Source organism: Pseudomonas sp. BRM28 (assembly GCF_002939405.1).
In the GTDB taxonomy this organism is placed as follows: Bacteria; Pseudomonadota; Gammaproteobacteria; order Pseudomonadales; family Pseudomonadaceae; genus Aquipseudomonas; species Aquipseudomonas palmensis.
In genome coordinates this window covers 313,845-339,085 of record NZ_PEFV01000001.1, presented here as the reverse complement: position 1 = coordinate 339,085, position 25,241 = coordinate 313,845, and the positions used below count along the sequence as shown (strand labels likewise).

At 59.3% G+C, this 25,241-nt stretch carries 30 protein-coding genes; 19 read left to right on the top strand and 11 right to left on the bottom strand.

What is annotated here, in order from left to right; all coding sequences use genetic code 11:
- Window positions 1-147 precede the first annotated feature (147 nt).
- Together CR917_RS01640 and rpoS are read left to right on the top strand one after the other, a co-directional pair.
- The gene (locus CR917_RS01640) at window positions 148-1,008 is read left to right on the top strand and encodes a peptidoglycan DD-metalloendopeptidase family protein (protein WP_104571825.1); all 861 of its coding nucleotides are present in this window, start codon (window positions 148-150) and stop codon (window positions 1,006-1,008) included.
- A 108-nt stretch (window positions 1,009-1,116) separates the two neighbouring features.
- Entirely contained in the window at window positions 1,117-2,124 is a 1,008-nt protein-coding gene (gene rpoS, locus CR917_RS01635; RefSeq protein WP_054914992.1) for an RNA polymerase sigma factor RpoS, read from the top strand.
- Between the two features lie 535 nt (window positions 2,125-2,659).
- Here rpoS and fdxA read toward each other — a convergent pair.
- Entirely contained in the window at window positions 2,660-2,983 is a 324-nt protein-coding gene (gene fdxA / locus CR917_RS01630; RefSeq protein WP_043863281.1) for a ferredoxin FdxA, read from the bottom strand.
- 139 nt (window positions 2,984-3,122) lie between these two features.
- Window positions 3,123-5,690 carry a DNA mismatch repair protein MutS gene (mutS, locus tag CR917_RS01625; RefSeq protein ID WP_173925071.1) on the bottom strand — a complete coding sequence of 856 codons (2,568 nt, stop codon included), beginning with the start codon at window positions 5,688-5,690 and terminating at the stop codon, window positions 3,123-3,125.
- A gap of 438 nt (window positions 5,691-6,128) precedes the next feature.
- On the opposite strand from mutS, the gene CR917_RS01620 reads away from it, so the two are divergent.
- Complete coding sequence (locus tag CR917_RS01620) at window positions 6,129-6,779, top strand: hypothetical protein (RefSeq protein ID WP_104571823.1); 651 nt, start codon at window positions 6,129-6,131, stop codon at window positions 6,777-6,779.
- A gap of 295 nt (window positions 6,780-7,074) precedes the next feature.
- Here the strand turns inward: CR917_RS01620 and CR917_RS27245 are convergent, their stop codons facing one another.
- From CR917_RS27245 to CR917_RS01580, 9 genes are all read right to left on the bottom strand, one after another.
- Entirely contained in the window at window positions 7,075-7,470 is a 396-nt protein-coding gene (locus CR917_RS27245) for a hypothetical protein (protein WP_158255573.1), read from the bottom strand.
- On the bottom strand, window positions 7,454-7,639 hold the full coding sequence (locus tag CR917_RS27000; RefSeq protein WP_146094975.1) for a hypothetical protein: 186 nt from the start codon (window positions 7,637-7,639) through the stop codon (window positions 7,454-7,456). The genes CR917_RS27245 and CR917_RS27000 overlap by 17 nt, the downstream gene beginning before the upstream one ends.
- 250 nt (window positions 7,640-7,889) lie before the next feature.
- Entirely contained in the window at window positions 7,890-9,155 is a 1,266-nt protein-coding gene (locus CR917_RS01610) for a site-specific integrase (protein ID WP_104571821.1), read from the bottom strand.
- Window positions 9,125-9,319, bottom strand: a complete 195-nt coding sequence (locus CR917_RS01605; protein WP_043863285.1) for a hypothetical protein — start codon at window positions 9,317-9,319, stop codon at window positions 9,125-9,127. Before CR917_RS01605 ends, CR917_RS01610 begins: the two co-directional genes overlap by 31 nt.
- Complete coding sequence (locus CR917_RS01600; protein ID WP_104571820.1) at window positions 9,316-10,116, bottom strand: DUF2786 domain-containing protein; 801 nt, start codon at window positions 10,114-10,116, stop codon at window positions 9,316-9,318. The genes CR917_RS01605 and CR917_RS01600 overlap by 4 nt, the downstream gene beginning before the upstream one ends.
- Entirely contained in the window at window positions 10,113-10,613 is a 501-nt protein-coding gene (locus tag CR917_RS01595; protein WP_104571819.1) for a hypothetical protein, read from the bottom strand. The genes CR917_RS01600 and CR917_RS01595 overlap by 4 nt, the downstream gene beginning before the upstream one ends.
- A gap of 90 nt (window positions 10,614-10,703) precedes the next feature.
- Window positions 10,704-10,943, bottom strand: coding sequence for a pyocin activator PrtN family protein (locus CR917_RS01590; protein ID WP_104571818.1), 240 nt, complete (start codon window positions 10,941-10,943; stop codon window positions 10,704-10,706).
- Complete coding sequence (locus CR917_RS01585) at window positions 10,940-11,446, bottom strand: hypothetical protein (protein ID WP_104571817.1); 507 nt, start codon at window positions 11,444-11,446, stop codon at window positions 10,940-10,942. Before CR917_RS01585 ends, CR917_RS01590 begins: the two co-directional genes overlap by 4 nt.
- A gap of 308 nt (window positions 11,447-11,754) precedes the next feature.
- The gene (locus CR917_RS01580; RefSeq protein WP_104571816.1) at window positions 11,755-12,465 is read right to left on the bottom strand and encodes a LexA family transcriptional regulator; all 711 of its coding nucleotides are present in this window, start codon (window positions 12,463-12,465) and stop codon (window positions 11,755-11,757) included.
- A gap of 97 nt (window positions 12,466-12,562) precedes the next feature.
- Between CR917_RS01580 and CR917_RS01575 the strand changes: the two genes are divergently transcribed.
- From CR917_RS01575 to CR917_RS01505, 16 genes are all read left to right on the top strand, one after another.
- Entirely contained in the window at window positions 12,563-12,787 is a 225-nt protein-coding gene (locus CR917_RS01575; protein WP_104571815.1) for a YdaS family helix-turn-helix protein, read from the top strand.
- Between the two features lie 129 nt (window positions 12,788-12,916).
- Window positions 12,917-13,405 carry a phage regulatory CII family protein gene (locus CR917_RS01570; RefSeq protein WP_104571814.1) on the top strand — a complete coding sequence of 163 codons (489 nt, stop codon included), beginning with the start codon at window positions 12,917-12,919 and terminating at the stop codon, window positions 13,403-13,405.
- Window positions 13,398-13,601 (top strand): TraR/DksA C4-type zinc finger protein, encoded by a 204-nt coding sequence (locus CR917_RS01565; protein WP_104571813.1) that lies wholly within the window; start codon window positions 13,398-13,400, stop codon window positions 13,599-13,601. The genes CR917_RS01570 and CR917_RS01565 overlap by 8 nt, the downstream gene beginning before the upstream one ends.
- A complete protein-coding gene (locus tag CR917_RS01560; protein ID WP_104571812.1) occupies window positions 13,598-16,123 on the top strand; it encodes a bifunctional DNA primase/polymerase in 2,526 nt (841 codons plus the stop codon). The genes CR917_RS01565 and CR917_RS01560 overlap by 4 nt, the downstream gene beginning before the upstream one ends.
- 255 nt (window positions 16,124-16,378) lie before the next feature.
- Window positions 16,379-16,741, top strand: a complete 363-nt coding sequence (locus CR917_RS01555; RefSeq protein ID WP_104571811.1) for a hypothetical protein — start codon at window positions 16,379-16,381, stop codon at window positions 16,739-16,741.
- Window positions 16,742-16,760: 19 nt separating this feature from the next.
- Window positions 16,761-17,219, top strand: a complete 459-nt coding sequence (locus tag CR917_RS01550) for a hypothetical protein (protein WP_256589599.1) — start codon at window positions 16,761-16,763, stop codon at window positions 17,217-17,219.
- 204 nt (window positions 17,220-17,423) lie between these two features.
- Window positions 17,424-17,771 (top strand): phage holin family protein, encoded by a 348-nt coding sequence (locus CR917_RS01545; RefSeq protein WP_043863295.1) that lies wholly within the window; start codon window positions 17,424-17,426, stop codon window positions 17,769-17,771.
- Window positions 17,755-18,123, top strand: a complete 369-nt coding sequence (locus CR917_RS01540; RefSeq protein ID WP_104571810.1) for an HNH endonuclease — start codon at window positions 17,755-17,757, stop codon at window positions 18,121-18,123. The genes CR917_RS01545 and CR917_RS01540 overlap by 17 nt, the downstream gene beginning before the upstream one ends.
- Before the next feature lie 147 nt (window positions 18,124-18,270).
- Window positions 18,271-18,804, top strand: coding sequence for a phage terminase small subunit P27 family (locus CR917_RS01535; RefSeq protein WP_104571809.1), 534 nt, complete (start codon window positions 18,271-18,273; stop codon window positions 18,802-18,804).
- The gene (locus CR917_RS01530; protein ID WP_104571808.1) at window positions 18,767-20,599 is read left to right on the top strand and encodes a terminase large subunit; all 1,833 of its coding nucleotides are present in this window, start codon (window positions 18,767-18,769) and stop codon (window positions 20,597-20,599) included. The genes CR917_RS01535 and CR917_RS01530 overlap by 38 nt, the downstream gene beginning before the upstream one ends.
- On the top strand, window positions 20,596-20,772 hold the full coding sequence (locus tag CR917_RS27355; protein ID WP_173925033.1) for a hypothetical protein: 177 nt from the start codon (window positions 20,596-20,598) through the stop codon (window positions 20,770-20,772). Before CR917_RS01530 ends, CR917_RS27355 begins: the two co-directional genes overlap by 4 nt.
- Before the next feature lie 2 nt (window positions 20,773-20,774).
- Window positions 20,775-22,046, top strand: coding sequence for a phage portal protein (locus tag CR917_RS01525; protein ID WP_104571807.1), 1,272 nt, complete (start codon window positions 20,775-20,777; stop codon window positions 22,044-22,046).
- Window positions 22,043-22,987 (top strand): S49 family peptidase, encoded by a 945-nt coding sequence (locus tag CR917_RS01520; protein WP_043863300.1) that lies wholly within the window; start codon window positions 22,043-22,045, stop codon window positions 22,985-22,987. Before CR917_RS01525 ends, CR917_RS01520 begins: the two co-directional genes overlap by 4 nt.
- Before the next feature lie 60 nt (window positions 22,988-23,047).
- Window positions 23,048-24,370: a phage major capsid protein gene (locus tag CR917_RS01515; RefSeq protein ID WP_104571806.1), complete on the top strand. Its 1,323-nt coding sequence runs from the start codon at window positions 23,048-23,050 to the stop codon at window positions 24,368-24,370.
- Window positions 24,371-24,416: 46 nt separating this feature from the next.
- On the top strand, window positions 24,417-24,686 hold the full coding sequence (locus CR917_RS01510) for a hypothetical protein (RefSeq protein ID WP_104571805.1): 270 nt from the start codon (window positions 24,417-24,419) through the stop codon (window positions 24,684-24,686).
- Between the two features lie 35 nt (window positions 24,687-24,721).
- Entirely contained in the window at window positions 24,722-25,240 is a 519-nt protein-coding gene (locus CR917_RS01505) for a hypothetical protein (protein WP_218278971.1), read from the top strand.
- The last annotated feature ends 1 nt before the right edge of the window (window position 25,241 follow it).

Sequence of the window (25,241 nt, the reverse complement as noted above, 5' to 3'; positions counted from 1 at the left end):
CCCGGTGCATTGCCGGGTCTATGGGGCGTGCGGTTTCTTGAACGATCGCACAACCTGGCAAGCAGTTGATCTGCATTGCCTGTGCGCTCGGTTATAATTGCAACAATATTGCATTCCTACATCGGTCACCACATAAGGGAGCGGCGGGTGAGTCACACAGTCATTCGGCAGCGCATGGGTCTATCGAGCTTAAAGCTTCTGGTGATTGCACTCGCCTTGGGAACCCTGGTTTCAGGGTGTTCCAGTTCATCTTCGAGCAGCGTGCGGGTGGTCGACCGCAACAGCGCCGCGCCCAAGCGCCCGGTGGTCACTACGGGGCAGTACGTGGTTCGCCCGGGCGATACGCTGTTCTCGATTGCCTTTCGCTACGGCTGGGACTACAAGGAGCTCGCTGCGCGCAACGGTATCCCGGCGCCCTATACCATCCGGCCCGGCCAGGCGATCCGCTTCGGCTCCGGCACGGCTACCAGCAGCGGCTCGCGGGTCGTCACCTCCACCTCGCCCTCCAGCAAGACCACGGTCACCCGTCGTCCGGCAGGTACCCCGGCACCGGCAAAAACCACGTCTCCAGGCGGTACCAGCGCGCCGCCCGTCGTCGCCACCCCCCCCGTCCAGGTGCCGGCTTCGGAGCGTTCGGCCGGTGGCTGGGCATGGCCGGCCAACGGTGTGCTGATTGGAAAATTCGCTTCAAACGGTAGTTTGAATAAAGGCATTGATATCGCCGGTGATTTGGGACAGCCTGTTTTTGCTGCGTCGGATGGTTCCGTTGTGTACGCCGGAAGTGGCTTGCGGGGCTACGGTGAACTGGTAATCATCAAGCACAGCGATACCTACGTCAGTGCCTACGGTCACAACCGCAGGCTGTTGGTTCGGGAGGGACAGCAGGTCAAGGTTGGGCAGACAATTGCCGAAATGGGGTCCACGGGCACCGACCGGGTGAAGCTTCACTTCGAGATTCGCCGCCAGGGCAAACCTGTAGATCCGTTGCAATTCCTGCCACGTCGTTGATAAGCATGTACCCGGCCTGTTCCTTCGCGTAGTGGGGACAGGCTCAGCGTTGCCAAGGATAAAGGCGCCGCTTGAGTCTGAGTTCGAACTCAGCAAAGGACTATAACAATGGCTCTCAGTAAAGAAGTGCCGGAGTTTGACATCGACGATGAGGTGCTCCTTATGGAAACCGGCATCGTTTTGGAAACGGATGTGGTGTCAGACGAACCTGCTGTATCTCCGGTTCGGACCCGGGCCAAACAAGGCTCACCGCTCAAACAGCACAAGTACATCGATTACACTCGAGCACTTGATGCAACTCAGCTCTACCTCAACGAAATCGGCTTTTCGCCCCTGCTTTCCCCGGAAGAAGAAGTTCATTTTGCGCGTTTGTCGCAAAGTGGCGACCCTGCCGGGCGCAAACGCATGATCGAAAGCAACCTGCGCCTGGTGGTGAAGATTGCGCGCCGCTACGTCAACCGCGGTCTATCGCTGCTCGACCTGATCGAAGAGGGCAACCTGGGCCTGATTCGCGCAGTCGAGAAGTTCGACCCCGAGCGTGGGTTCCGTTTCTCGACCTACGCCACCTGGTGGATCCGGCAGACCATCGAACGCGCCATCATGAACCAGACGCGCACCATTCGCCTGCCGATCCATGTGGTCAAGGAACTGAACGTCTACCTGCGTGCAGCACGCGAGCTGACCCAGAAACTCGATCACGAGCCGTCACCGGAAGAGATCGCCAACCTGCTGGAAAAACCCGTAGGCGAGGTCAAGCGCATGCTCGGCCTGAACGAGCGCGTGTCTTCGGTGGACGTTTCACTGGGCCCGGACTCGGACAAGACCCTGCTCGATACCCTCACCGACGATCGTCCCACCGACCCTTGCGAGCTGTTGCAGGACGACGACCTGTCCCAGAGCATCGACCTGTGGCTGAGCGAACTGACCGACAAGCAGCGTGAGGTGGTGATTCGCCGCTTTGGCCTGCGCGGGCATGAGAGCAGCACCCTGGAGGATGTCGGCCTGGAGATTGGTCTTACGCGGGAGCGGGTACGTCAGATCCAGGTGGAGGGCCTCAAGCGGCTGCGGGAGATCCTGGAGAAGAACGGTCTGTCCAGCGAGTCGCTGTTCCAGTAACTGCGACGGCTGTGAAAAGGCGCCTCGACCCAGTCGAGGCGTTTTTGTTCGTGGCTGTCTCAAGCGCTCAGACACGCGCAGAAACACCGATACCACGGCGGCAACCTTTCCCGGTTGCGTATTGTTATTGGATTTGTAGGTTATCGCTTACAAGATCCGTAAGCCTTTATATCAAGCGGGTGTAAATTCCAGTCGGTTTTGACGTGGTATTTTGTCTAACCAATTGATATTGAAAGAGTTTATTGTGAGGTGGCGTCACCTTCCGGACTTTTTTTGAGAGCTTTTACCAGTTGCTCTGCCGGCTGCAGGGGATAGTATCTGAACTGTGTCTACGGACTGACACAGGTTCTCAAGGATGAGCGCCAAGGACATCGCGGGATGCGATTCATCAGGATGATGATAGGGAATACAGGGACTACGGAAAAAAATGTGGGCGGGTCATACCGCCCCTTTTTTTTGCCTGCGAAAAAGTGGGTGGCCCTGCAGCGAACATAAAAAAGGCCCCGAAGGGCCTTTTTCATTGATCCGGCGTCGATCAACGCTCCAGATCTGCAATCTTGCCCGGCTTGCCATCCCACTCTGCAGCGTCTGGCATCGAATCCTTCTTCTCGGTGATGTTCGGCCAGATTTCGGCCAGCTCGGCGTTGAGCTCGATGAAGTTTTCCATGCCGGCCGGCACTTCATCTTCCGAGAAGATCGCAACGGCGGGGCACTCAGGCTCGCACAGTGCACAGTCGATGCACTCATCCGGGTGAATGACCAGGAAGTTCGGGCCTTCGTAGAAGCAGTCCACCGGACAGACTTCTACACAGTCGGTGTACTTGCACTTGATGCAGTTGTCGGTGACGACGAAGGTCATTTCTAATTTTCTCCTCAGGCGACGGCAGCGTTCCCTTCCAGACAGGGCCGCTCGGTTCGGTAGGTCGGCAGCGAGCCAGGCTAATAACTCGCTGCCCCGCCGAACCGCGCGGGATTCTATCAGTTTGTGCGATGGGGCGTTATAACAGAGTCTTTAGTGTATAGAGCATTTCGATAGCTTGGCGTGGCGTCAGGTTGTCCACGTCGAGCTTGCCGATCTTCTCGATCACCGGATGCGGCAGGCTGGCGAACAGGTCGCTCTGGTGCGGCGTGCTGGGCGCTCCCGGGCTTGCTGGCGCGGTTTCGTGGGGCAGGCTGTTGGTTTCCAGGCGGCCCAGGTGCTCGCGGGCTCGCTGGATCACCGGTGCCGGCACGCCTGCCAGTTGTGCCACTGCCAGGCCGTAGCTCTGGCTGGCAGGCCCTGGCAGCACATGGTGCAGGAACACGATGCGTTCGTTGTGCTCGGTAGCGTTCAGGTGCACGTTGGCCACCAGCGGCTCGCTTTCGGGCAGCACGGTCAGTTCGAAGTAGTGCGTGGCAAACAGCGTGTAGGCGCGCAGCTGGGCCAGGCGCTCGGCGGCGGCCCAGGCCAGCGAGAGGCCGTCGAAGGTACTGGTGCCGCGGCCCACTTCGTCCATCAGCACCAGGCTGCGTTCGGTGGCGTTGTGCAGGATGTTGGCGGTTTCGCTCATCTCCACCATGAAGGTAGAGCGCCCGCCGGCCAGGTCGTCGCTGGAACCGATACGGGTGAAGATGCGGTCCACCAGCGACAGCTCGCAGCTGGCGGCCGGCACGAAGCTGCCGATATGCGCCAGCAGCACGATCAGTGCGGTCTGGCGCATGTAGGTGGACTTACCACCCATGTTCGGGCCGGTGATCACCAGCATGCGCGTGTTGTCGTCCAGGCCCAGGTCGTTGGCCACGAACGGCGTGGTCAACACCTGCTCGACCACCGGGTGGCGACCCTGGCTGATGCGCATGCACGGTTCGTCGACGAATGTCGGGCAGTTGAGGTCAAGGTTCAGCGCACGCTCGGCCAGGTTGCTGACCACATCCAGTTCGGCCAGCGCCGCGGCGGTGTCCTGCAGCGGGGCCAGGTGGCCGATCAGGGTTTCGAGCAACGCATCGTAGAGCATCTTCTCGCGCGCCAGGGCGCGGCTCTTGGCCGACAGCGCCTTGTCTTCGAACGTCTTGAGCTCGGGGGTGATGAAGCGCTCGGCGCCCTTGAGGGTCTGGCGGCGGATGTAATCGGCCGGCGCCTGTTCGGCCTGCTTGCTCGGCAGCTCGATGAAGTAGCCATGCACGCGGTTGTAGCCGACCTTGAGGTTGGCAAGGCCCGTGCGGGCCTTTTCGCGGGCTTCGAGGTCGATCAGGAACTGCCCGGCGTTCTCGCTCATCGACAGCAGGTCGTCGAGCTCGGCGTCATAGCCGACCTTGAGCACGCCGCCATCACGGATCACCGCAGGCGGGTTGTCGATGATCGCCTTCTGCAGCAGGTCGGCCAGTTCCGGGTAGGTACCGGCGATGGCCGCCAGGCGCGCCAGATGCGGTGCCTCCAGCTCGGCCATGGCGTTCTGCAGTTCAGGCAGCGCGCCAAGCGCGTCGCGCAGGCGCGCCAGGTCCCGTGGGCGAGCATTGCGCAGGCCGATACGGGCGAGAATCCGCTCGATATCGCCGATGTCCTTCAGTTGCGGTTGCAGCTTCTCGAAGCGGTAGCCGTCGAGTAGGCAGCGAATCGAGCTCTGGCGGGCCTGCAGCACCTTCAGGTCACGCAGCGGCCGGTTCAGCCAGCGGGTCAGCAGGCGGCTGCCCATGGCGGTCTGACAGCGGTCGATCACCGATTGCAGAGTGTTGTCGCGGCCCCCGGCCAGGTTGACGTCCAGCTCCAGGTTGCGCCGGCTGGCGCCGTCGAGCACCACGGTGTCGTCCAGCCGCTCGTGCTTGAGGCTGCGCAGGTGCGGCAGGGCGGTGCGCTGGGTTTCCTTGGCGTAGGCGAGCAGGCAGCCGGCGGCGCCGATGGCCAGGGTCAGCTTCTCGCAGCCGAAGCCCTTGAGGTCCTGGGTTGCGAACTGCTGGCACAGGCTCTTGCGCGCCGAGTCACGGTCGAAGTCCCATGGTGCGCGGCGGCGCGAGCCACGGCGCTTCTCGGCGGGCAGGCCCTGGGGCCAGTCGTCGGGGATCAGCAGCTCCACGGGGTTGACCCGCTCGAGCTCGGCCAGCAGGTTTTCCCAGCCCTTGAACTCCTGCACGGTGAAGTTGCCGCTGGTGATATCCAGCACGGCCAGGCCGAACAGGCGTTCGTCACCCAGTACGGCGGCGATCAGGTTGTCGCGGCGCTCGTCGAGCAGGGCTTCGTCGCTGACCGTGCCTGGGGTGATGATGCGCACCACCTGGCGTTCCACCGGGCCCTTGCTGGTGGCCGGGTCGCCGATCTGCTCGCAGATCACCACCGATTCGCCCAGCTTCACCAGCTTGGCCAGGTAGCCTTCGGCGGCGTGGTAGGGGATACCGCACATGGGGATCGACTGGCCCGCCGACTGCCCGCGGGCGGTCAGGGTGATATCCAGCAGTTTGGCGGCCTTCTTCGCGTCTTCGTAGAAGATCTCGTAGAAATCGCCCATGCGGTAGAACATCAGCTGGTCCGGGTGCTGGTTCTTCAGCTTCCAGTACTGCTGCATCATCGGGGTGTGTGTTGATAAATCTAAAATTGCTCTATTCATCAATGGCTTAAGCTTTGGGTCTCGAAGTGGTGGGGCAAATTTGGGGCCTTTGCGCTGGTTCCAAGGGGCTGATGCCGCCCACAGCTCAACGCGATTCAGGACGTCTGAGACCCGCTAGGCCGGTAGGTTAACACGCTCACTTATTAAGGCAGACATCCTTGGCTATGGATGACCCGAGGAGGTGGCTCTTAGAAGCTCCTCTCCGGTCGAATCACCTAAAAAATGTGACATGTCACGAAGGCTTTGCTTGACATCAAATGGCCTCATCGTCGACCATTTGCCTATCGGATCGTCTTTGCGTGTCTCGCAGGGAGTGATCGACAAAAACCCGGCAGAAGCCGGGTTTTTTGCGATCATTGTGATGGCAAAATGCCACTATTGTTGTAAGATTTTTGACAACAAGAACGCGTTGTTTAAGGGTCATTCATGGAAGTAGGTGCGATCGCCGTGCAGGATGGAACTGCTGTTGAATCCGTAGTGTCACAACTGCATGTGGTGAAGGATGATAGGGAAACCATTGAACTCAGTTGTATTGACACTGAGTCGGTTCGGCCGTTGATCCAGGTACTACAAGACGCTCCCCTAGGAAAGAAGATTCGCATTTACTTGCGGGCTAACCCAGGTGGCAACGTAGGCCAGCTGCAGGATCTCATAGAGGCTTTGGCGAGAACCAATGCTGACGTTGAGATTGCCGTTGGTCGGTTTGCAATGAGTTGTGCTGCAGTACTTTGGTTGTGGTACGCATTGGATCCGATCAACCTGGAGAATGACCCTAACGAAGGTCGAGTTGTGTCCGTAGACCCCCTCAAGCCGGCCGTGTTGATGTACCACCGTCCTCGCTGGCCTGAAGGTGAGTATTACTGCTTCATTGATGACTTCAAGAATAAAGCTATCCGGGCAAGCGTCCGAGATCAGGTAGATATGTTCGACGATCTGTTCTACCGTTATCTTGAGGATCAGGGGTTGCAGGATATCCACACGGCTACGTACTCAACATCGCACGTTACGTATAAGCATGTGCTGCAACACATGCTAGAAGCATATCAAAGCAACAAAGATTGCTTTATTCCCTTGTAAGGAAAGGAATCGAGTCATGAAAAGCTTTAGCGCTAGAGCTTACCAAGCCAAGCACGCTGCAACCCCTCGCAAAGATGGGTTGAGCGGTCGCGATTTCACCCTAGCCCGAGTTCGCCGTTTTCAAGAGGCTGATCAAAGTCTCAAAGAGGCGTGTGCTGAGTTGGGCATCGAAAAGCCCGTCATGATGTGCTGAGAAGCACACAACAAAAAGCCCGGTCAATGCCGGGCTTTTTGTTGTGTGCTCGATCTACGCCAATTTTGCAGCTTATCGGAGTGAAAGGGCCAAACCCTGGGGTTATGCCTCCTCGGTAAGGCGATCTAGCTCCGGGAGCTCAAACGGATCGTGGTCGCCGTAATCGCATAGCATGATCCAGCCTTCATTTGGATTGTATCGGAAATGCACAACCCAATCAGACGTCTGATATTGAGCTAGTGCATTTTTCGATGGCTTCCAGCTTGGAATCCCAATATGCGCGTGCCAAAGCTGATTAAGCTTCGCATGAGATTCCCGCGTTGCTTTGTCGGGATAATGCTCGGGTACGATCCAGCTAGGCTTTATTTTGCCTTTCCATCCCGCGAGACCATGCTTTTCACAATGGTCCCAGAAGGCATCGATATGATCCAGGTCGCGCTCTGGCAAGCCATCATATCGCTGGGAAAAATGTATGCTGAGTTTAACCGTTAGGGACATTCTTCAGCTGCTCACGCACGTATTTGCGACGTGCTTCTCGAGTGATACCTTTCGGCACACACATTACTCCACTGGCTAAGGATGCTTTCATAAGATCCAAGTCGTAGAGGACAGGTGCGTCAAGATCTTGATCAACCCTGCGTTTCGGCGCAAGAGTCGGGGTGCTCATGGAAAATCTCCTTGGTCTGCTTGGGGCAGGCCATTGGTCCATCTGAGGCTGGGCGTCTGCCGCAGTTGCCCTGAGTTTAGACTGGTGTGAGGCGCATGTCACTATGTCAGCATCGAGGAAAGGTAAAGACTGGTTGACATTATTCTTGACGATCCCATAGATTAGGAATATCTCTCGCTTCGTGTCAGAAAATACTCAGGAGGCAGCCGGGCGGCAAAGCCGCCCGGCTGCCTCCTGAGCGGAATTCTAGTCATTTTGACTCTCGTGTTTTACGTTTCTGTGAGATTTTATTGATTCCCTCCCAGATGCGGGCGAGTTCTGTTGGCGACTCGTCATCCATCCATTTGCTATAGACCTCCACCAGCATCGTGAAGTCCTTGTGCCCCATCTGCTTCGCAATGAATGCAAGGTTCCCTCGGGCAGTCAGGCACCAGCAGGCATAGGTGTGTCGTGTCTGGTACGGGCGCCTAGGCCGGATCCCGGCGCGACGTTGAATACCTGCCCATTTCGTGTTCCAGGCAGTTGAGACGAACCACTCATTGATCACCCGCTTCCTTGCCTGCGTACTAGGGGATAGAAGCGGGGTGACCGACTCGTCTCGCCATTCATGCCGGTTGTGGTACACGCGAATGTCCCGCTTGGGGTGCTTGGCCACGATGGCAATCAGTGTTCGGCACGCCTCGATCGCGGGCTCCATCAGCAGCACCGTGCGGGGTTTGCCTGTCTTGGGGAGCTTGAATGTGCCGTTGGCGGTGATCGCCCGCGTTACTTCGATCTTCCCAGCCTGCAGGTCGATGTCTTCCACGGCCAGCGCGCACAGTTCACCAGGTCGCAGGCCGGTGTAGACGGCAAGCGTGGTTGCCGCGACATCTTGAGGGTGCAGGCAGCCTTTCGTGACGATCAGGTCGAACTCCTCGTGCGTCAGTGGATCCGGCTCTTTCTCGCTCATGGCAAAGCGTGTGCACGCAGCAGCGAGCCCGGCCACGCAGTACTTGTTGCTCTCGCACCAGGTGAGGAAGCCGGAGAAGGTGGCCAAGTAATGGTTGGCGGTCGACGGTGCGCGGGTCTCGATCAGGCGTGCCCGGAGTAAGTGGATATCCTCGGGCAGCAGGATGCCGGCCAGTCGATCTTTGCCCACCAGCTCGACGCATATGTCGATGGCGTAGGAGTACTTCTCCTCGGTCATGGCGGTGATGTCGATGGCCTTCAGCGGCTTGTAGCGTTCCGCCAGGGCCTCCAGGCGCTCGTCCTTCGCGCTGCTGTAGTTGGTGGCATGCTTCGAGTTCGGGAAGTGTCTCCCGTACTCGAAGGTGTTGGTCTTGATCTCATGAAGCACCGCCGCCCTAAGCTGGTCGGCGTGCTTTATGTTGGCTTTGGTCACCGGCAGGCCCAGAGACTCACGGCAGCGGATGCGTCGCCACATGAAGACGATCCGCAAGTTGCCGCCATGAATCTCAATGCCCGTGTGCTTAGCCAGCTCGGCCTCTAAGCCACTTGCGATGCGCTCTCGGCCCACTTGTCATACTCCGCCATGTTGATTGCGATGCGGCCGTCTGGAGCTTTGCGCCAGACGCGGCCTTGTGCCCAGGTGCCATCCTTCACTTTGTGGCGGATGGCATCTTCGCTGTACCCAGTAAGTTCAGCGGCGCGTTTGATCATTACCCAGCGTGGAACGCTCATGCGACCTCCCGCGTCTCGTGCTCTAAGGTCGAGGCCAAATCCCCCGCACTTGCCAGCCCCTGGTTCAGCTCAACGGCTTGGCCCGCCCTCATGCCCAGCATCAGATCTTCGATGTTTGCTTCTGGCCCTTTCCGGCTGCGCTCGGTGGCTGCCCCGTTCCCTTTCGTCAATTGATGTACGAAGGCATCTATCAGGGCGTGTTCCCTGGACTCAGTAACCGCTAGTGCTCGCTCGTCGCTACTGTTGTCGTCATCAGGTTCATCCACCTCTGGTACCAGTTCCTGCAGCTTGTAATGGACCTGGCCAACCCATGCTTGGGCGAAGTGGTTTCCTCGGGTTTCGGGGGTGAACCGGGCTTGGGGAAGCAATCCGCTTTTGATTTTGGCAACGTGCTCCCTCCTGGCGCTGGTCACCTTCACCAGCAAAGTGTCATAGGCGTACTTGGCAATTTCCTGCGCTGGAGACACGCCAATAAACAGCGCCCTTTCTCTGCGACCACCGGACGCTGCGTCCCAGTTGCTGTGGGTGAACCCTTTGCAGTTGAAGGCCTGGGCCACGACGTTGATCAGGTCTCGATCCCAGGAAGGCCGGCGGCATTTCACCTGGGTGCCATAGGTTTTCCCCACAGAACTGATGTGCACGTCGAGTTCGGTGAGCCGGTATTTGCGCATCAGCTTCTGAGCCTGGCGCATCGCTGCAGCAGCTTCGTGTTCGTTGGAGCTGGCAGAAAGTGCAAGGCAGTGCTTGATCTTGCGGATGATGCGTTCACGTTCCTGCTGATCATGTGTAGTGCTCATGCCGCATCCCCTTGCTGAATGGCCGAGCTGGGGCTGGTGCGCAACTCTGCATGCACGCGGCTGGCGAGTTTCAGAAGGCCTTGGCATTCGGTGTATGCGCGTGCACACCACGGCTCGGTGCCTTGCAGCTTTTGCCAAGTGTTGCGGGCAAGGCGCAGTGTTTCCGCAGCGTTTGTAAGGTGTTCGTAATCAGCCTTCGTCACGGCGAGCCCGGTGTACGACATGATCCTGGCTTCAAGTTCTTCGATGTGAGCCAGCCGCTGACTCGTTGCTAGCAGGTGCGCCCGCTGTTCTGTCAGGCGCTCCTGGGCGATGGCGTCAATGTCCGCGTTCAGGGCGGCGATCTGCCTGGCATGGTCGGCTTCCCGCTGTGCGAGCCCCGCGGCTAAGCCGCTTTCTTTTGCTCGACGGCAAGCTGCGTTGAACAGGAATGGCAGTGCCGCCAGCGTGAACAGCCAGAGGGTGGCCAGGGCAAGGATGATTTGCTGTGGTTGCATGTGCTGTGCTCCAAACTGTGCCCGCCGCCGGCATAGGCCATGTGAGAGGTGCGGCAGGTAGTGTTGCCCCTGATGGCCGGGGCCGCCTTGTCATGCCGCTGACTGGGCTTGTGAGTCCAGATAGGCAGCGAGTTCATGCAGGTAAACCACGTGCTCAGCGCGTACAGAGCGGTGCAGCTTGCTCAGCTTGAGTGGGATACGGCCGGCGTTGATCAGGTTGCGCAGGTGCCGATCCGTCTTGATGTGCGGGAAATAGTGCTCCCGGACAGCGCTCAAGGTTGGGCATGGGGTGGTCCACTGGCGACGCAACTGGGCTAGCGTGTCGCTCATGCGCGCTCCCCGGTCCCCTCGGGGTAACGTTGCAACTTGCGGCTGATCAGCTCGGCCAGGTGCTCTTTGCTGCTGCCCATGGCTGCTGCGCACACTTCACCCAACCCGTTCGTGACCACTGCGCCGAAGGGATGCACATCCGATATGGTGGGTGTGATGTACGCAACCTGGCCGGGCTGTAGCACCGTGTCTACGTGGTCGAGTGCTTCCATCAGGGCAATGGCCTGTTGAGTGCTTCCGGCCTCTGTACGCCCGTTGGCCACGTCCTGAACGAAGTCGCGCAAGTGCAGGTGATTGGCCCGGTCGTTGTGTGGAAGGGTCAGCGAGCCGGTCAACTCGCCAAATGCCACCTTGATGTGCACCTGCCCACTGCTCAGCTCAACTTCTATGTCAGCGTCGAGTTGAACTGCTGGGCAATACAACGGGCACCTCGTGGAGCCACCTGTACTAAGCACCTGGTGCAGCAGGCCTTGTTTGCCGAATGGAATGACAAAGGCGCTCATGCCTGGGCCCCCGCTGTTGGGGGGGTAGGGCGAATGGCTTGGGCGTAGCCACTTTGGGTGGTGACGATAAGGAGGCCAGTTTGCTGTTGGATGGCGCCAATTGCTGTTCGGCTACTGCAAATGGAGGGGTGCAGGTAGATCCTGCAGAGAAGCTGCTGTGCTGATTTCATAAGGCCGTGTCCTATGTGTGAGAGGAGTGACACGGGCTGAAATTAGCAAAAGCTAAAATATTGAGCAATAGCAAATGCTAAGTAATTTTGACGCGGCTGTGCTCGACCTATGGCCAAATGACACAGCGGTGGAGAGGGTTACAGCTTTTTGGCGTTCCAGGCTAGCAGGACGCGCGCCTGTATGTGCATACGATCAATCATTGATTCGTCGATGATGATCGGGGGATAAACAGGGTTGTCTGAGATCATCCTGAGCTGCCCACCAGTCATCCGCTGAAGGCGCTTGATGTACAGGTCGCCGTCGAGGGTAAAGACGTAAATCGCATCTGTCCTGACTTCTGTGATGCCTCTATCAACGAGCAGAGCATCGCCATCGGTAAACGTGCCGGACATGCTGTCGCCATCGCCGGAAATAATCGCGAGGTTGTCAATCTTCGAAAAAGCGAGGCCCTGCATCCTCAGCCAATCGAGGTGGACCGTCATGTCGCGTATGACTTCAATGTGCATATTCGGGGCTGCCTTGCCAGGCCCCATAGACGCCGCAATATCCAGATGTGGTATCAGGACGAAGTTCTTGTCCTTGGCTGACCGAGCGGGAGCAGGCAGTTGAACGACATTGTCCGGGTTACTTGTTGGGGATCCCTCGGTACGAGGGGAGGTAAGCGTTCCAGCAGCAAGCCCGATCTTGACCTCGAGATTCAGAGCAGCCTTTTCCCCCAACTTGCGATGGCCGTTGAGCAATTGCGACAGGTACGACGCGTCTAGGTCATGAGCCTCGGCAAATTCCTTCTGGCTCATGGGCCCCATGATCTTGCGGAGGGAGGCGATACGCCTTTCGTTGATATCCATACCGCGATGATTGCTTTCCGTTAGCAAACAGTAAATTACGAAATGCTATTGTCTTGTCAATTAGCAATTGCTAATCTTTCCGCCAATGGAGGGCCATATGACACTTAGCGAGTACTTGAAAACGATGGACAAGGAGGGGCTTGAGGCTTTTGCGCGCCGCTGCGGAACGTCTGCGGGCCAGTTAAAGCAGGTGGCCTATGGCAATCGACGTGCAAGCGCTGGTCTGGCCGTTGGCTTGGATCGGGAAACGAACGGCGCCATCAGCTGCGAAGTTCTGCGGCCTGATATTGATTGGGCGTATTTGAGGCAAACGAGAAAGTAGGGTGCTGGACCGGGGCCTCTCACCTCCCCAGTCCAGCGACGACGACGCACAGCACAGCACATCGGTCGTGGTCGTAGGATAGGTCGTACCTAATCCTATGGCTACACCGTAAACGGAGGTTTTACGGTTATGAGTCGCATAGATCTACTGCCGGGCGCTGGCCCGGTTTTGTCCTTACGGCATGCAATCTATCGCGCAGCGCGTGATTATCAGGGCGGTATCACCCGCCTGGCATTCGAAATGGTCGTCGAAAACGACGCCCTGCAAAAAAAGCTAAAACACGATGAAGAGCGCCGGTGGCTGAATCCTGATGAGCTGGAGGAAGTCATTCGGTTGACGGCCGATCCGCGCCTGCTCGATGCGCTGGTCAGGCCGGCGGGTGCCGTCTGGTACCGCCCCATTCCCGTACCTGCCAGCCGTGAGGCACTGAAGGCTGTCGGCAAGCTGCTGGGTGAAGCGGGCGAGTTCGTTGCGAGCCTGCATAAAGGGGCCGCCGACAAGCACTGGGAGCTGCACGAGGTACTAGACCTGGAAAAGCAGGGCGCCGACGTTATCCGCGAGGTGCTGGGCATCATGGCGGGTGCTCGGCAGGCGATGGAGGATCATATCGATGGCTGATGAAGCTGATATGGCCAATGACCAGGCCGACTACCTGCTGCAGCTCGCCCTTGGGCGCCGTACTCGCCTTTCGCAGCAGCCAAGCGCTCAGTTCTGCGCTGACTGCGATGAAGCCATTCCTCTGCCACGCCAACTGGCGGTGTCTGGCTGTGAGACCTGCATCAGTTGCCAAGACCTGCGGGAGCGACGCCGATGAGTAACCGCAACGGAATGCCAATGGCCGCATGGGCGCGGCGCTACATCGATACGTTTGGGCTCGCCCTGGTGCCAATTGAGCCTGGTGAGAAAACACCAAAAGGGATGGGTTGGAACAAGCCGGGCGGTTACTTCACTGACGCTGATAGCGCTGAGGCGTTCTGGCAGGCGAACCCTTCGCATAACCTTGGGGTCGTGTTGGGTCCAAGCAGGGTCTGTTCGCTGGATGTCGATGACGTCGAGTGGACCCGTTTCGTGCTGGGTGCCCAGCTCGGCCTGGATCTGGACGCTCTCGCGGATGCCTACCCGACAGTAGTGGGAAACCCAGCCCGTTTAAGGTTGTTGTTTCGCGTGCCTGACGGGGTTGAACTGAGCCGACATTCGTTAACCTGGCCAAGCCAGAAAGACCCCGACGGATCGATCTTCAAGGCATTGATGGATCAGGCCAATGCAGCGAAAGAGGCGGGTGATGCTGCTCGCGAAGGCGCTATGCGGTTGGCTGCTGAGCCATTCAAGAAGTTCACGGTGCTGGAGTTGCGTGCCGGTTTGGTGCAGGACGTTTTACCGCCGTCAATTCATCCAGGTACGGGTAAGCCATACATCTGGATCAATCCGCCTAAGCCGGGCGGACTTCCCGAGCTGCCGCCTGAGCTGTTGGCAATCTGGCAGGGTTGGGAGGATTTCAAGCGTGGTGCCGAGCAGGGTTGCCCGTGGGTGAGCAAGCCAGCTCAGGTTAAGCCTGCGCCCGTTGAGCAGCGTCACCCTGCGGCGCGTAGTGGTCGCGAGCTACCCAAGGTGATCCCCGAATTCAATCGGTTACATGACCTCGCTTCTCTGATCGAGGCGCACGGGTACAAACGTCAGGGGAACAAATGGCTCTGCCCTCAAAGCAGCAGTGGGTTGCCTGGAGTAACAATCGTCGACGATAAGCTGTTCTCTCACCACAGCTCCGATCCGCTCAACAATGGCCATAAGAACGATGCGTTCGACGTGTTCTGCATTCTGAGCCATGGCGGCAACGTGTCTGCGGCGACAAAAGCAGCAGCCCAGATTGTTGGGCTATCTCGCCCGGTTCCGCCGGCGCAGGGCCTTCCCCGCGCCCCTACCGGTGAGCGTCCTGCGCAGCCAGTTGCAGCAGTGGAGGACGTACCAACCGCTGAGCCGGGTCCTCTTCCCTGCGCCCCTTCTCCTGAGTGGCCGGAAGAGCAGTTTGAGGCCGACTCACACACACCTGGGGGCGCAGGGGGCTTCAAGATTCGGGAGCAGGAACTGCTCAAGGACTTTGTTGTTGTCTATGGCTCGGACGTGGCATGGGATTGCACCCGTGCACGGATGATCAAGCTGTCTGCCATTCGTGAGGCTGTCGGGCGCACGACCTATAAGTGGTGGCAGGAAAGTGAACATCGGCGTATGGCTCAGGACGTGGTATTTGACCCGACAGAAACATGCAGCCCGATGATGCTCAACCTGTTCGACGGCTTCCACGCGGAGCGTGATGCGAGAGGCCAAGAGGGCTGCAAGTTGATCTTGCAGCATCTGGGGTTACTCTGTAACAACAGGGCCGATGAATACCGTTTCTTGCTCAAGTGGATCGCTTACCCGTTGCAGCACCCCGGCGCGAAGATGGCTACAGCGGTAGTGATGTTTGGTGCAGAAGGCCCTGGTAAGAGCCTGCTGTGGGAAAAGGTCGTGAGGGAGATCTACGGTACTTACGGCACGACAATTGGGCAGGCGCAGTTGGAAAGCCAGTTCACCGGCTGGCAAAGCCGTAAACTGTTTGCCTTGGCCGAGGAAGTTGTCAGTCGGGAGGAAATGCGTCATTACAAAGGTGTACTCAAGCACCTGGTTACCGGTGATACGCTTCAGATCAACGAAAAGAACATGCCGGTGCGAGAGGAGCGAAACCACCTCAACTTCGTGTTCCTGTCCAACTCAACGGTGCCGCTGGCCCTTGATGATGGTGATCGGCGTTATCTGGTGCTCTACGTGGACCGTGTACCACCCAAGGAGTATTTCGAGGCGTTAGTGGCAGAGATCGATAGCGGTGGCATTGCCGCGTTCTACGAATACCTCATGAGCATTGATTTGACGGGCTTCAGCCCCCATACAAAGCCTCCGCTCAACGAGGAGAAGCAGGGCCTCATTGATGGGAGTCTGCCAGCGCCACGGTACTTTGTCCGTCGGTGGCTGGCCGGAGAGACTGAGTTTCCTGTAACTGCTGCTGTCACTCAGGACGATCTATGGCGGGCATTTTGCCGATGGTGTGACGGTGCAAACGAGTTCAAGCGAAGACAGAGGGATTTCACTCAGGAAGCGGTGAGGGACTTGAAGCAGTCACGCAACGACATCAGGTACCCGACGCAGAATGATGACTTCATCACGAAGCGCATCTATGTAACTCCGACCTTTCTGGCTGAGAAGGGCGCTATGGGGCGAGAGTGGGCAAGTAAGGCCGGGCTGGAGTGCCGCAAGTTCTCCACCGCTTTTGATAGGCATTCGTTGCCTGCGGCGGGCGCCTTTTGATTCCGACAATCAGACAACATTCCGACAGCATTCCGACACTACTTGGCCCAATGAAACCGGGCATTCCGACAATCCGACAGTAAAAATGAATGTTCCCATGTGCGCGTGCACACACTCTTACGCGTAAGGCTTTCTCTAAATACCTGTCTGATTGTCTGAATCAATCATTATCTTGTTGATTTTAAAGGATTTAGTTGTTCCGACAGGTTTCCGACAAAGTTCCGACATTATCCATAAAGCATAGGAAAGCAAAAAATGGCTGTTTACATCGTAGAGAATGGACAACTGAAACGTGTTGCAGAGGATCTGGTGCGGTACAGCCAGGTGAATTGGGAGGAAATAGGGGACCCAGATCAGTTCCTTCGCAAGATGGGGTTCTTCCTGCAAGACGACGTGGAATTGGCATACCGTCGATATCAGCGCGTAGATGGTGATCGGGCGGTGCTGCCGGGTATCGTGCATTTGTTCGATGTGATGGCTCACGACTCTACCGTGGATTACATCCTGCTTGACGATCACTTGGGGAATTACCTCGCGGTAATGGCAATGCTGAGTCCGCTGGTTGCTCATGCTCTGGCTGTCCAAGCAGCCGCAGCCGCTGAGCTGGCTCGCTGCTAATTCTCTCAAGGAAAGATAGATGCTTACTGACATTGACCAGTTGATGCGCCATTGGGCCGAGCAGCGAGCCCGGCTCGGCCTGGCGTCAGGCTTGGGCAGCCAGATGGGCAGCATCATGGAGTGGAAGGGCAACGCACCGCGTGGCACCCCTGGCACACGAATCTTGGTTGGTGGTGCGGGGTTGGATCACATTGCGGCAGAGGTCGACGCGGCCCTGGCCGAGCTCGATCGGCGGGATGCACGCGGCAAGGTACTCGCCCACCTTGCGCACTGCCGTTACCTGCACGCGCTGAGCATCCGTGAGCAGATGCAGGAAGTGGGATTGGCTGAGGGTGCTGAGCGTACCTACTTCAACTGGGTCAAGGCGCTGCACCTTCAGGTGATGCGTATCCTGCTGGTGCGGGCTGGCCCCGAGCGCACCCATACCGTTCGTCGAGTTGGTATGCGCCCAACTGGTGCCAAAGTTGCGTCGAAGTAGGGTCGAAACGAATGACCGAAAATTGCCTCTTTTCGGTCTTTCAGTCCGAGGGTAAAAAGTCACCACGATCTGCAAATTGCGCTTCGGCGCTCCCCCAAGCACTGTGCTGTGCAAGCCCGCACCGAGCAATCGGCGCACCGAGAACCCTGCCATCCGGCGGGGTTTTCTTTTTCCGGCGCCGTGCTTTCTACCGATGAGGCCAGCATGACCAATGAGCAACAAGCGTTAATCGAAATGCCGCTATGGATGGTGATCGTACTGTCTCTGCTCGGTGGTGTATCAGGTGAGATGTGGAGGGCCGACAAGGCGGGCGCTCGTGGCTGGGGGTTGGTGCGGCGCATCGCGCTGCGCTCGGGTGCCTGCATCGTGTGCGGGCTCTCGACCAACATGCTCATGTATTCGATGGGTGTGTCGATCTGGGCGTCAGCGGCTGTCGGCTGTTTGACTGCGATGGCCGGTGCTGATGTTGCCATCGGACTGTATGAACGCTGGGCCGCCAAGCGTTTGGGCGTGTGCGATGTGAGCCCGACCAACAATGGCCAAGGTCAGTGATCGACGCGGCAGCAGCGCATCCCGTGGTTACGGCCACCGTTGGCGGCAATCTCGGGATACGTTCCTGGCGCTGAACCCGTTCTGCTCGATGTGCTCCACCGATGTCCGCCCCGTGCCGGCGTCGGTGGTCGACCACAAGACCCCGCCCCGGTTGATGGACGCCAAGGCGTCAGGCGAGCCGGACCGGATCAAGGCCGCATGGAAGTTGTTCTGGGATCAGGGCAACTGGCAGCCACTCTGCAAACTTTGCCACGACTCGACCAAACAGCGGCTTGAACGAAGCGGCCGGCTGGCGGGTTGCACGGCAACCGGCATTCCCCTCGATCCCAACCACCATTGGAACCGCCGCTGATCTGGCGCGCCGCGCCATTTGCCCAGGCGCGCAGGGGTAGGGGGGTGAAAAACATTCTTCCGCCCCTCTTCTTGACCGCTTGCCCCCCTCTCTTCGCAAAGACGGGAAATATGGAGGAGGGGGGGTATCAGACTAGGAGGTAGTCCCATGGCTGGGAATGGAAATTCCGGGCGCCCGCCGTTGCCGGCGTCCGTACATGTGCTCAACGGCAATCGAAGCAAAAAGAACTTGGGCAGTTTGATCAATGCGGTGAAGGATCCGGTCGTTCCGGTGAATGCACCGCCAATGCCGGAGTTTCTGGCCGGTGAAGCGGTTGCTGAATGGGAGCGCCTGGTGCCGGCGCTGATTGCACTGGGCTGGGTGTCGAACCTGGACCTGATGGCGCTGGCGTCCTACTGCCAGGCCTACGCCGATTGGGTCCGGTTTCAGCGGCTGATCGCCACGCGCAACAGCGAATCTCTCGATGGCCTGGGCGGCGAAGTCCAGACCTTCAAGACCGGTGCCCAGCAGACCCATGTGCTGCGGCAACTGGCCAACGATGCCGAGAAGCGTGCCAACGCGGCAGCGGCCCAGTTCGGTTTGTCGCCATTGGCACGCCGCAACATGAGGGCGTCGGCGGCCCCGCAAGGTGAGTTATTCCCAAATGACCAACGAGACGCAGCTGCCCAGTATTTCAACTGAATGCCGAGTAAAGGCATTCGCCGATGCCGTCCTGGGCGGCAAGCTTGTCGCCGGGCCGAATGTCCGCAACGCCGCACGCCGGCATCTGCGGGATCTGGAAGAAGGTGGTGCCAGAGGGTTGATCTGGAACGCAGATGCCGCTGCCCGGGCCATCGGCTTTTTCGAAGACGTGTTGTGTTTGAACGGCGGTGACTATGAAGGTTTGCCGTTCATCCTGGCGCCGTGGCAGGCATTCGTCGTTGGGAGCCTGTTCGGCTGGTACAGCGATGATGGCTATCGCCGCTTCCGGATGGCCTATATCGAAACGGCAAAGGGCTCGGGCAAGTCGCCATTGGTGGCGGGCATCGGCTTGTATGGCCTGGTGGCCGATGGTGAGCAGCGTGCCGAGGTGTACGCGGCAGCCACCAAAAAGGACCAGGCCCAGATCCTGTTTCGCGATGCGGTGAGTATGGTGAACATGTCCAGCCACCTTGCCGCTCGGCTGGTCCAGTCGGGCCGGGACGAAAAGGTCTGGAACCTGTTCTACCCGAACACCAACAGCTTCTTCCGGCCGATCAGTTCGGATGAAGGCCAATCGGGCCCGCGTCCGCATATCGCGTTGATCGATGAGCTGCACGAACACAAGAACGCCAGCGCCGTGAACATGATGCGTGCCGGTACCAAGTTCCGTCGGCGCGCCTTGATCGCAATGATCACCAACAGCGGGTCAGACAAGAAGTCGACCTGCGGTCAGTACCATGACCACGGTGTGCGGGTGTGTGCAGGGCAAGAGGAAAACGAAGCGTTCTTCGCCTTCATCTGCTCGTTGGATGAGGGCGAGGACCCGTTCAAGGATGAGGCCTGTTGGCCAAAGGTGAACCCTTCGCTGGACTTCATGCTGGAAGGCCAGACCGACGGGATCCCGGGCCGCAAGTACTTGCGCGAGCAGGTGCAAGAGGCACGGGGCCTGCCGGCCAAGGAGGCGGTGGTTCGTCGCCTCAACTTCTGCGAATGGACGCAGGCCACGTCGCCCTGGTTGTCCTGGGAGATCTGGAGCCAGGCCGCTGACCGCGTGCGCATGAAGGTATTGCGTGAGCGGGCTTGTGTGGGCGGGCTCGACCTGTCCAGTACCACCGACCTGACGGCCTTTGTCCTGATGTTCAGCCCGGTACCCCACGACCCGCACTGGCGATCCCTGTCGTACTTCTGGATCCCCGACGACGATCTGCTTGGCCGGGAGAAGCGCGACAAGGTGCCCTACGCATTGTGGATCAAGGACAAGCACCTTGAGACCACGCCGGGGCGGGCCATCAGCAAACTGCATGTGCTACGACGCATGCGCACCATCTGCGACTTTTTCGATGTGCGCCGGATCGGCTATGACCGCTGGCGTATCGAAGACTTGTTGCAACTGATGAGTGAACACGACATTGCGCTGCCGGAGCTGATGCCGTTCGGTCAGGGCTTCAAGGACATGGGCCCGGCCGTGGACGAGTTCGAACGCCGATTGCTGGGCCGCAAGGTCGAGGACGCGGACGTGATCGATCTTGGGCCCGAGGATTACGAGGTGCTGGAGGCGCCCGCCGAGGCTGAGGAACTGGTGGAGACACTGCTGCACGACGACAACCCGGTCATGACCTGGTGCGCTGGCAACGCGGTGATCGTCTCGGACCCGGCCAACAACCGTAAGGTCGACAAATCCAAAGCCATCGGCCGCATCGACGGCATTGTTGCGGCGCTTATCGCGGTCGGTATCAGCAGTGCCATCAGTGCCGAGAGTGGCGAATCTATCTACGACAAAGGGGTCGGCATATGAAACTGGTGTACCTGTCCTGGCTTACCGGCCTATTGGGCTTTGCCCTGTTGGTAACCGGCGTGGTTCTGGTATCCCTGCCCGCTGGCTTGGTGGTGGCGGGGGGCGGTTTACTTTTCTGGTCGTGGCTTGCTGATCGCGCTTCTGCGGTGCAGGCCCCGGCCGGGGAGGGTTGAGCATGTTCTTTTCCAGCGTCCGTGCCTCTGGTGCGGGCACCCTCACCAACCCTGACAGCGGCTTTTGGCGCGGGTTGATTGGTCGTGGTCGCAGCTCGTCGGGCGCGCCCGTGACCCCGGAAAGCGCGCTTGGCCTGCCCATCCTGCAGAACTGCCTGACCCTGTTGGCCGAGACGGTGGCCCAACTGCCGCTGGAGCTGTACCGGCGGCAGGACAAGGGCCAGCGTGAACCAGCGATCAACCATCCAGCGTACGATGTGCTGCGCTACGCGCCCAACGGCTTTCAGACGCCTTTCGAGTTTCGTGAGCGGCAACAGGGCGCTGCCGGGTTGCGTGGCAACTCGTTCAGCTTCATCGACCGACGGGATGACGGCAACATCACAGCGCTGTGGGCGTTGCACAACGACCAGGTGCAGGTGCTCAAAGGCGCCGACATGTTGCCTTGCTACCGTATTGCCGGCGGTGATGTGGTGCCAATGCGCATGGTTCACCACGTCCGCTGGTTCGGTACCAACCCCTACGTGGGGTTGTCGCCGATTGAGCTGCACGCGGATGCGGTCGGCCTGGCGCAAGCCGTGCGCCAGTACACCGGCAAGAGCTTCGCCAACGGTGTCGCGGTGTCTGGTGTGATCGAGCGGCCTCGGGAAGCGCCGGCCATCAAGGATCAGGGCAGCATCGACAAGATCGTCGATCAATGGGGCCAGAAGTTCGGCGGCATGGACAACGCCAAGAAGGTCGCGCTGCTGCAGGAGGGCATGACCTTCAAGCCGGTATCTATGAGCAACGTCGATGCCGAGATTGTAGGCATCCTCAAGTTGACGGGTACCGACATTGCCCGGATTTACAAGATCCCCTTGCCGATGGTCAACGACCTTGAGAAGTCCAATTACAACACGCTTGAGCAACTCATGATCCAGTTCGTGATCTTCGCGTTGCTGCCGTGGGTCAAGCGGCATGAGCAGGCGATGATGCGCGACTTCCTGCTGCCATCGGACCGGCGCGAATACTTCATCGAGTTCAACCTGTCCGGCCTGCTGCGCGGTGACCAGAAGAGCCGTTATGAGGCCTATGCAATTGGGCGGCAGTGGGGCTGGTTGAGCGTCAACGACATTCGCCGGCTCGAGAACATGCCGCCCGTGCCCGGTGGCGATATCTACCTGCAGCCGCTGAACATGGTCGATGCCGGCAAAACGCCGCCCGACCTCAACAATCCACAAGTGCGGGCGCAGCTGGAGCTGCAGCACGCGGAAATCGAAAGGATCCTGGCCCAATGAGTCGAACGTACCTGCGGGCGTCCAGCCTGCTGTTCAATCAACCCCTGCTGGTGACCCCGGACATGCTCGACCTGGGCATGCGCTGGGCCAACCAGGCGATGAGCCTGAACATCGTCAACCTCGGCGGTGGTGCGGCCGAGCTGTGGAAAGACGACCCCATTGATCGCGTGGCGCTGGCAGATGAACAGCGTCGCACGGCGATTGCCCAGACCGGCATTGAGATTGTGCCGGTGAGCGGGGTGCTGGTCAGCCGGGGTAGCCACCTGAGCATGTGCGAGACGATGACCAGTTACGAAGGGCTCCGGAGCCAGCTGCAGCGCGCTGTGGCTGACCCGACGGTGGAGCGCATCGTGCTCGACATCGACAGCCCCGGTGGCTCAGCGGTAGGCGCTTTCGAACTGGCCGCCGACATTCGGGCAATGACTCAGCAGAAGCCTATCACCGGGCTGGTCAACTTCATGGCCTACAGCGGCGGTTACCTGCTCGGTTCTGCCTGCAGCGAGCTGGTTGTCAGCCAGACCAGCGGTGTCGGGTCCATCGGGGTGATTGCGAGCCACATGGACCGCTCCAAGATGCAGGAAGACAAGGGGGTCAAGGTGACCACGGTGTTCGCCGGGGCGCACAAAAACGACCTGTCGCCACATGAGCCACTGACCGAACAATCGCTGCGCTTCCTGAACGAGCTGGTGCAGGAGAGCTATCAGATGTTTGTCAGTGCAGTGGCCGACTATCGCGGCCTTTCAGTACAGCAGGTCATTGCCACCGAGGCTGGCCTTTACCGAGGTCAGACGGCGATCAACGTCGGCTTGGCCGACCGCCTGCAGAGCCCACAGCATGCAGTCGACGAACTCTCACGCGCTGTTGCGCTGAACCGCGCAACGAGGCAGCCCGGCCGCATCGGCCTGCGCGCTGCAGCGCTGAGCATGCAAACCCTTAATTGACCGCTTTCGCGGTAGCAGTCGACCCGCCCTGTGCGGGTTTTTTTATGCCCAGGAGGCACCATGTCCCTTGTACTTCAAATGCGTAACGACCGCGCCCAACTGGTTGCCCAGGTCCAAGCGCTTGCCCAGATCGAAGCGGGCGGCGGTAGCCTGAGTGCCGAACAGTTGAGCCAGTTCACCACGCTGGAAACCCAGATCAACGAGCTGACTGCCAAGATCAGCCGCGCGGAATCGGCTGAGCGTTTAGCCGCGGCTGGTGCCGTACCGGTGAGCGAGACTGCCCAAGGCAACAACAGTCCGCCCGGCGGCAGCATTTCTGGCCCATTCAGTGAAAAGTCCAAACCCGGTACCGGCATGGCGCAGATGGCACGCCTGCTGGCCGCTGCCCAGGGCAACCAGCAGACGGCTGCCCAAATGGCCAAAGAGGGCGGGTTCCCGGCAGATGTCCACATGGCGCTGAGCGTCGTGACCCCGGGTGCTGGTGGTGTTCTGGTGCCGCAGAACTTCGCCACCGATGTAATCGAGTCGCTGCGCCCCGTATCCATTGTCCGCAAGATGGGCGTTACCAGCCTGCCGCTGAACAACGGCAACCTGACCCAGCCGCGTATCACCGGCAACACCGTGGTGACGTACATCGGCAGTGACAGTGATATCCCGATCACCGGGATGACGTTCAGTGACACCAAGCTGTCGGCGAAAAAGGCCGCCGCCATCGTGCCGATCTCCAACGATCTGCTGGCCATGAGTGGGGTTAACCCGCGTATCGATGGGTTAGTGCTCAACGACCTCACCGTCAGCATGGGCTTGTCAGAGGATCTGCACTTCATTCGTGCCGACGGTTCCGGCTCCCTGCCCAAAGGTATGCGTCACTGGGCGCTGCCTTACAACATCCTGCCGGCCCCGGCTGTGGATGGCTTGACCCTGGAAAAGATCGATCTGTTCCTGGGCGGCATGATGCTGCGCCTGGAAACGGCGAACGTGATGATGAAGTCGTGTGGCTGGTTGATGGCGCCGCGTGTACTGCGTTGGTTGCAAGCGTTGCGTGACGGCAACGGTAACAAGGCCTATCCCGAGATCGATGCCGGCATGCTCAAAGGTTACCCGGTAGGGCTGAGCAATCAGATCCCGGTGAACCTGGGTGCTGATGGCAACGAAACCGAAATCTACTTCGTCAACTTCGCTGACTGCATGATCGGCGAAGACATGGACTTGACCCTGAGCTTCAGCAATGAGGCTTCCTACAAGGACTCCAACGGCGATCTGGTCAGTGCTTTCCAGCGCGACCAGACGCTGCTGCGTGTGATCGCCAAGCACGACTTCGGCCCACGTCACGTCGAGAGCATCGTGGTAGCGGTCGCGGTGAAGTGGGGCGCAGGCATGTAATCCCTGGTCCCGGATGGTCCGGGGCCACTCAACTGGATGGAACGTTATGGCACAGGTAATTGTTGAGTTCACCGGGTCTTGGCGCGGTTATGGCAAAGGCGAAGTGGCTGGTTTCGAAGAAGATCTGGCGCAGTCGCTAGTCGATGGTGGCCGTGCTCAGTTGTACGAAGGCAAAAAGTCGGGCAAGTCGGGAGGTGGAAAGGGCAAGGGTGCCGCAGCTGTCAAAGGTCCGGCTCAGCCCGGCCCGGTGGTAGGGCCGCCACCGAATGCGGATGCTGAAGACGGTGGGGAGAATGACGACGATGACAAGCCCTGACTATGGCGCGTCGCATCGCCTACACGGGGGCGCCCGTGCTGACGTTGGACCAGGTGGCATTTCAGTGCCGGCTTGAACCCGAGGATCTGCAGCCCGAGCTGATCGACCTGATTATCATCCCCGGTGTGACCGCGCAAGCCGAGTCGAAGACGGGCGCCGCTATCCGTGGCGCCTTGTACGAAGAGGACTGGCCAAGCCAGTTTCCTTCGGGGCATGCGCTGGATGTGGGGCAGGCCACCGAGATCGAATCGGTGCACCTGCTGGCTGACACTGGTGTCATTGAGCCGTACACCGGCCCTGTGCAGGTTCATCAGGGCGGGCGCGAAAGCTACCTGATCTTCCCTGATGGCCGTCCTGTCGGCCCGCTGCGCATCCGGTACCGGGCTGGGGTTGATCTTGACGCTTACCCAGGTGTTCGCAGCTGGCTTTTGATGGCTGCAGAGACGGCCTATACCCATCGCGGCATGCTCGTTGTGGGACAGGCGCTCACTGAACTGCCGTCGACCTTTTTGGACCACCTGCTGGCTGAGGTCAGCGTGCCCCCGAGGTTCTAGT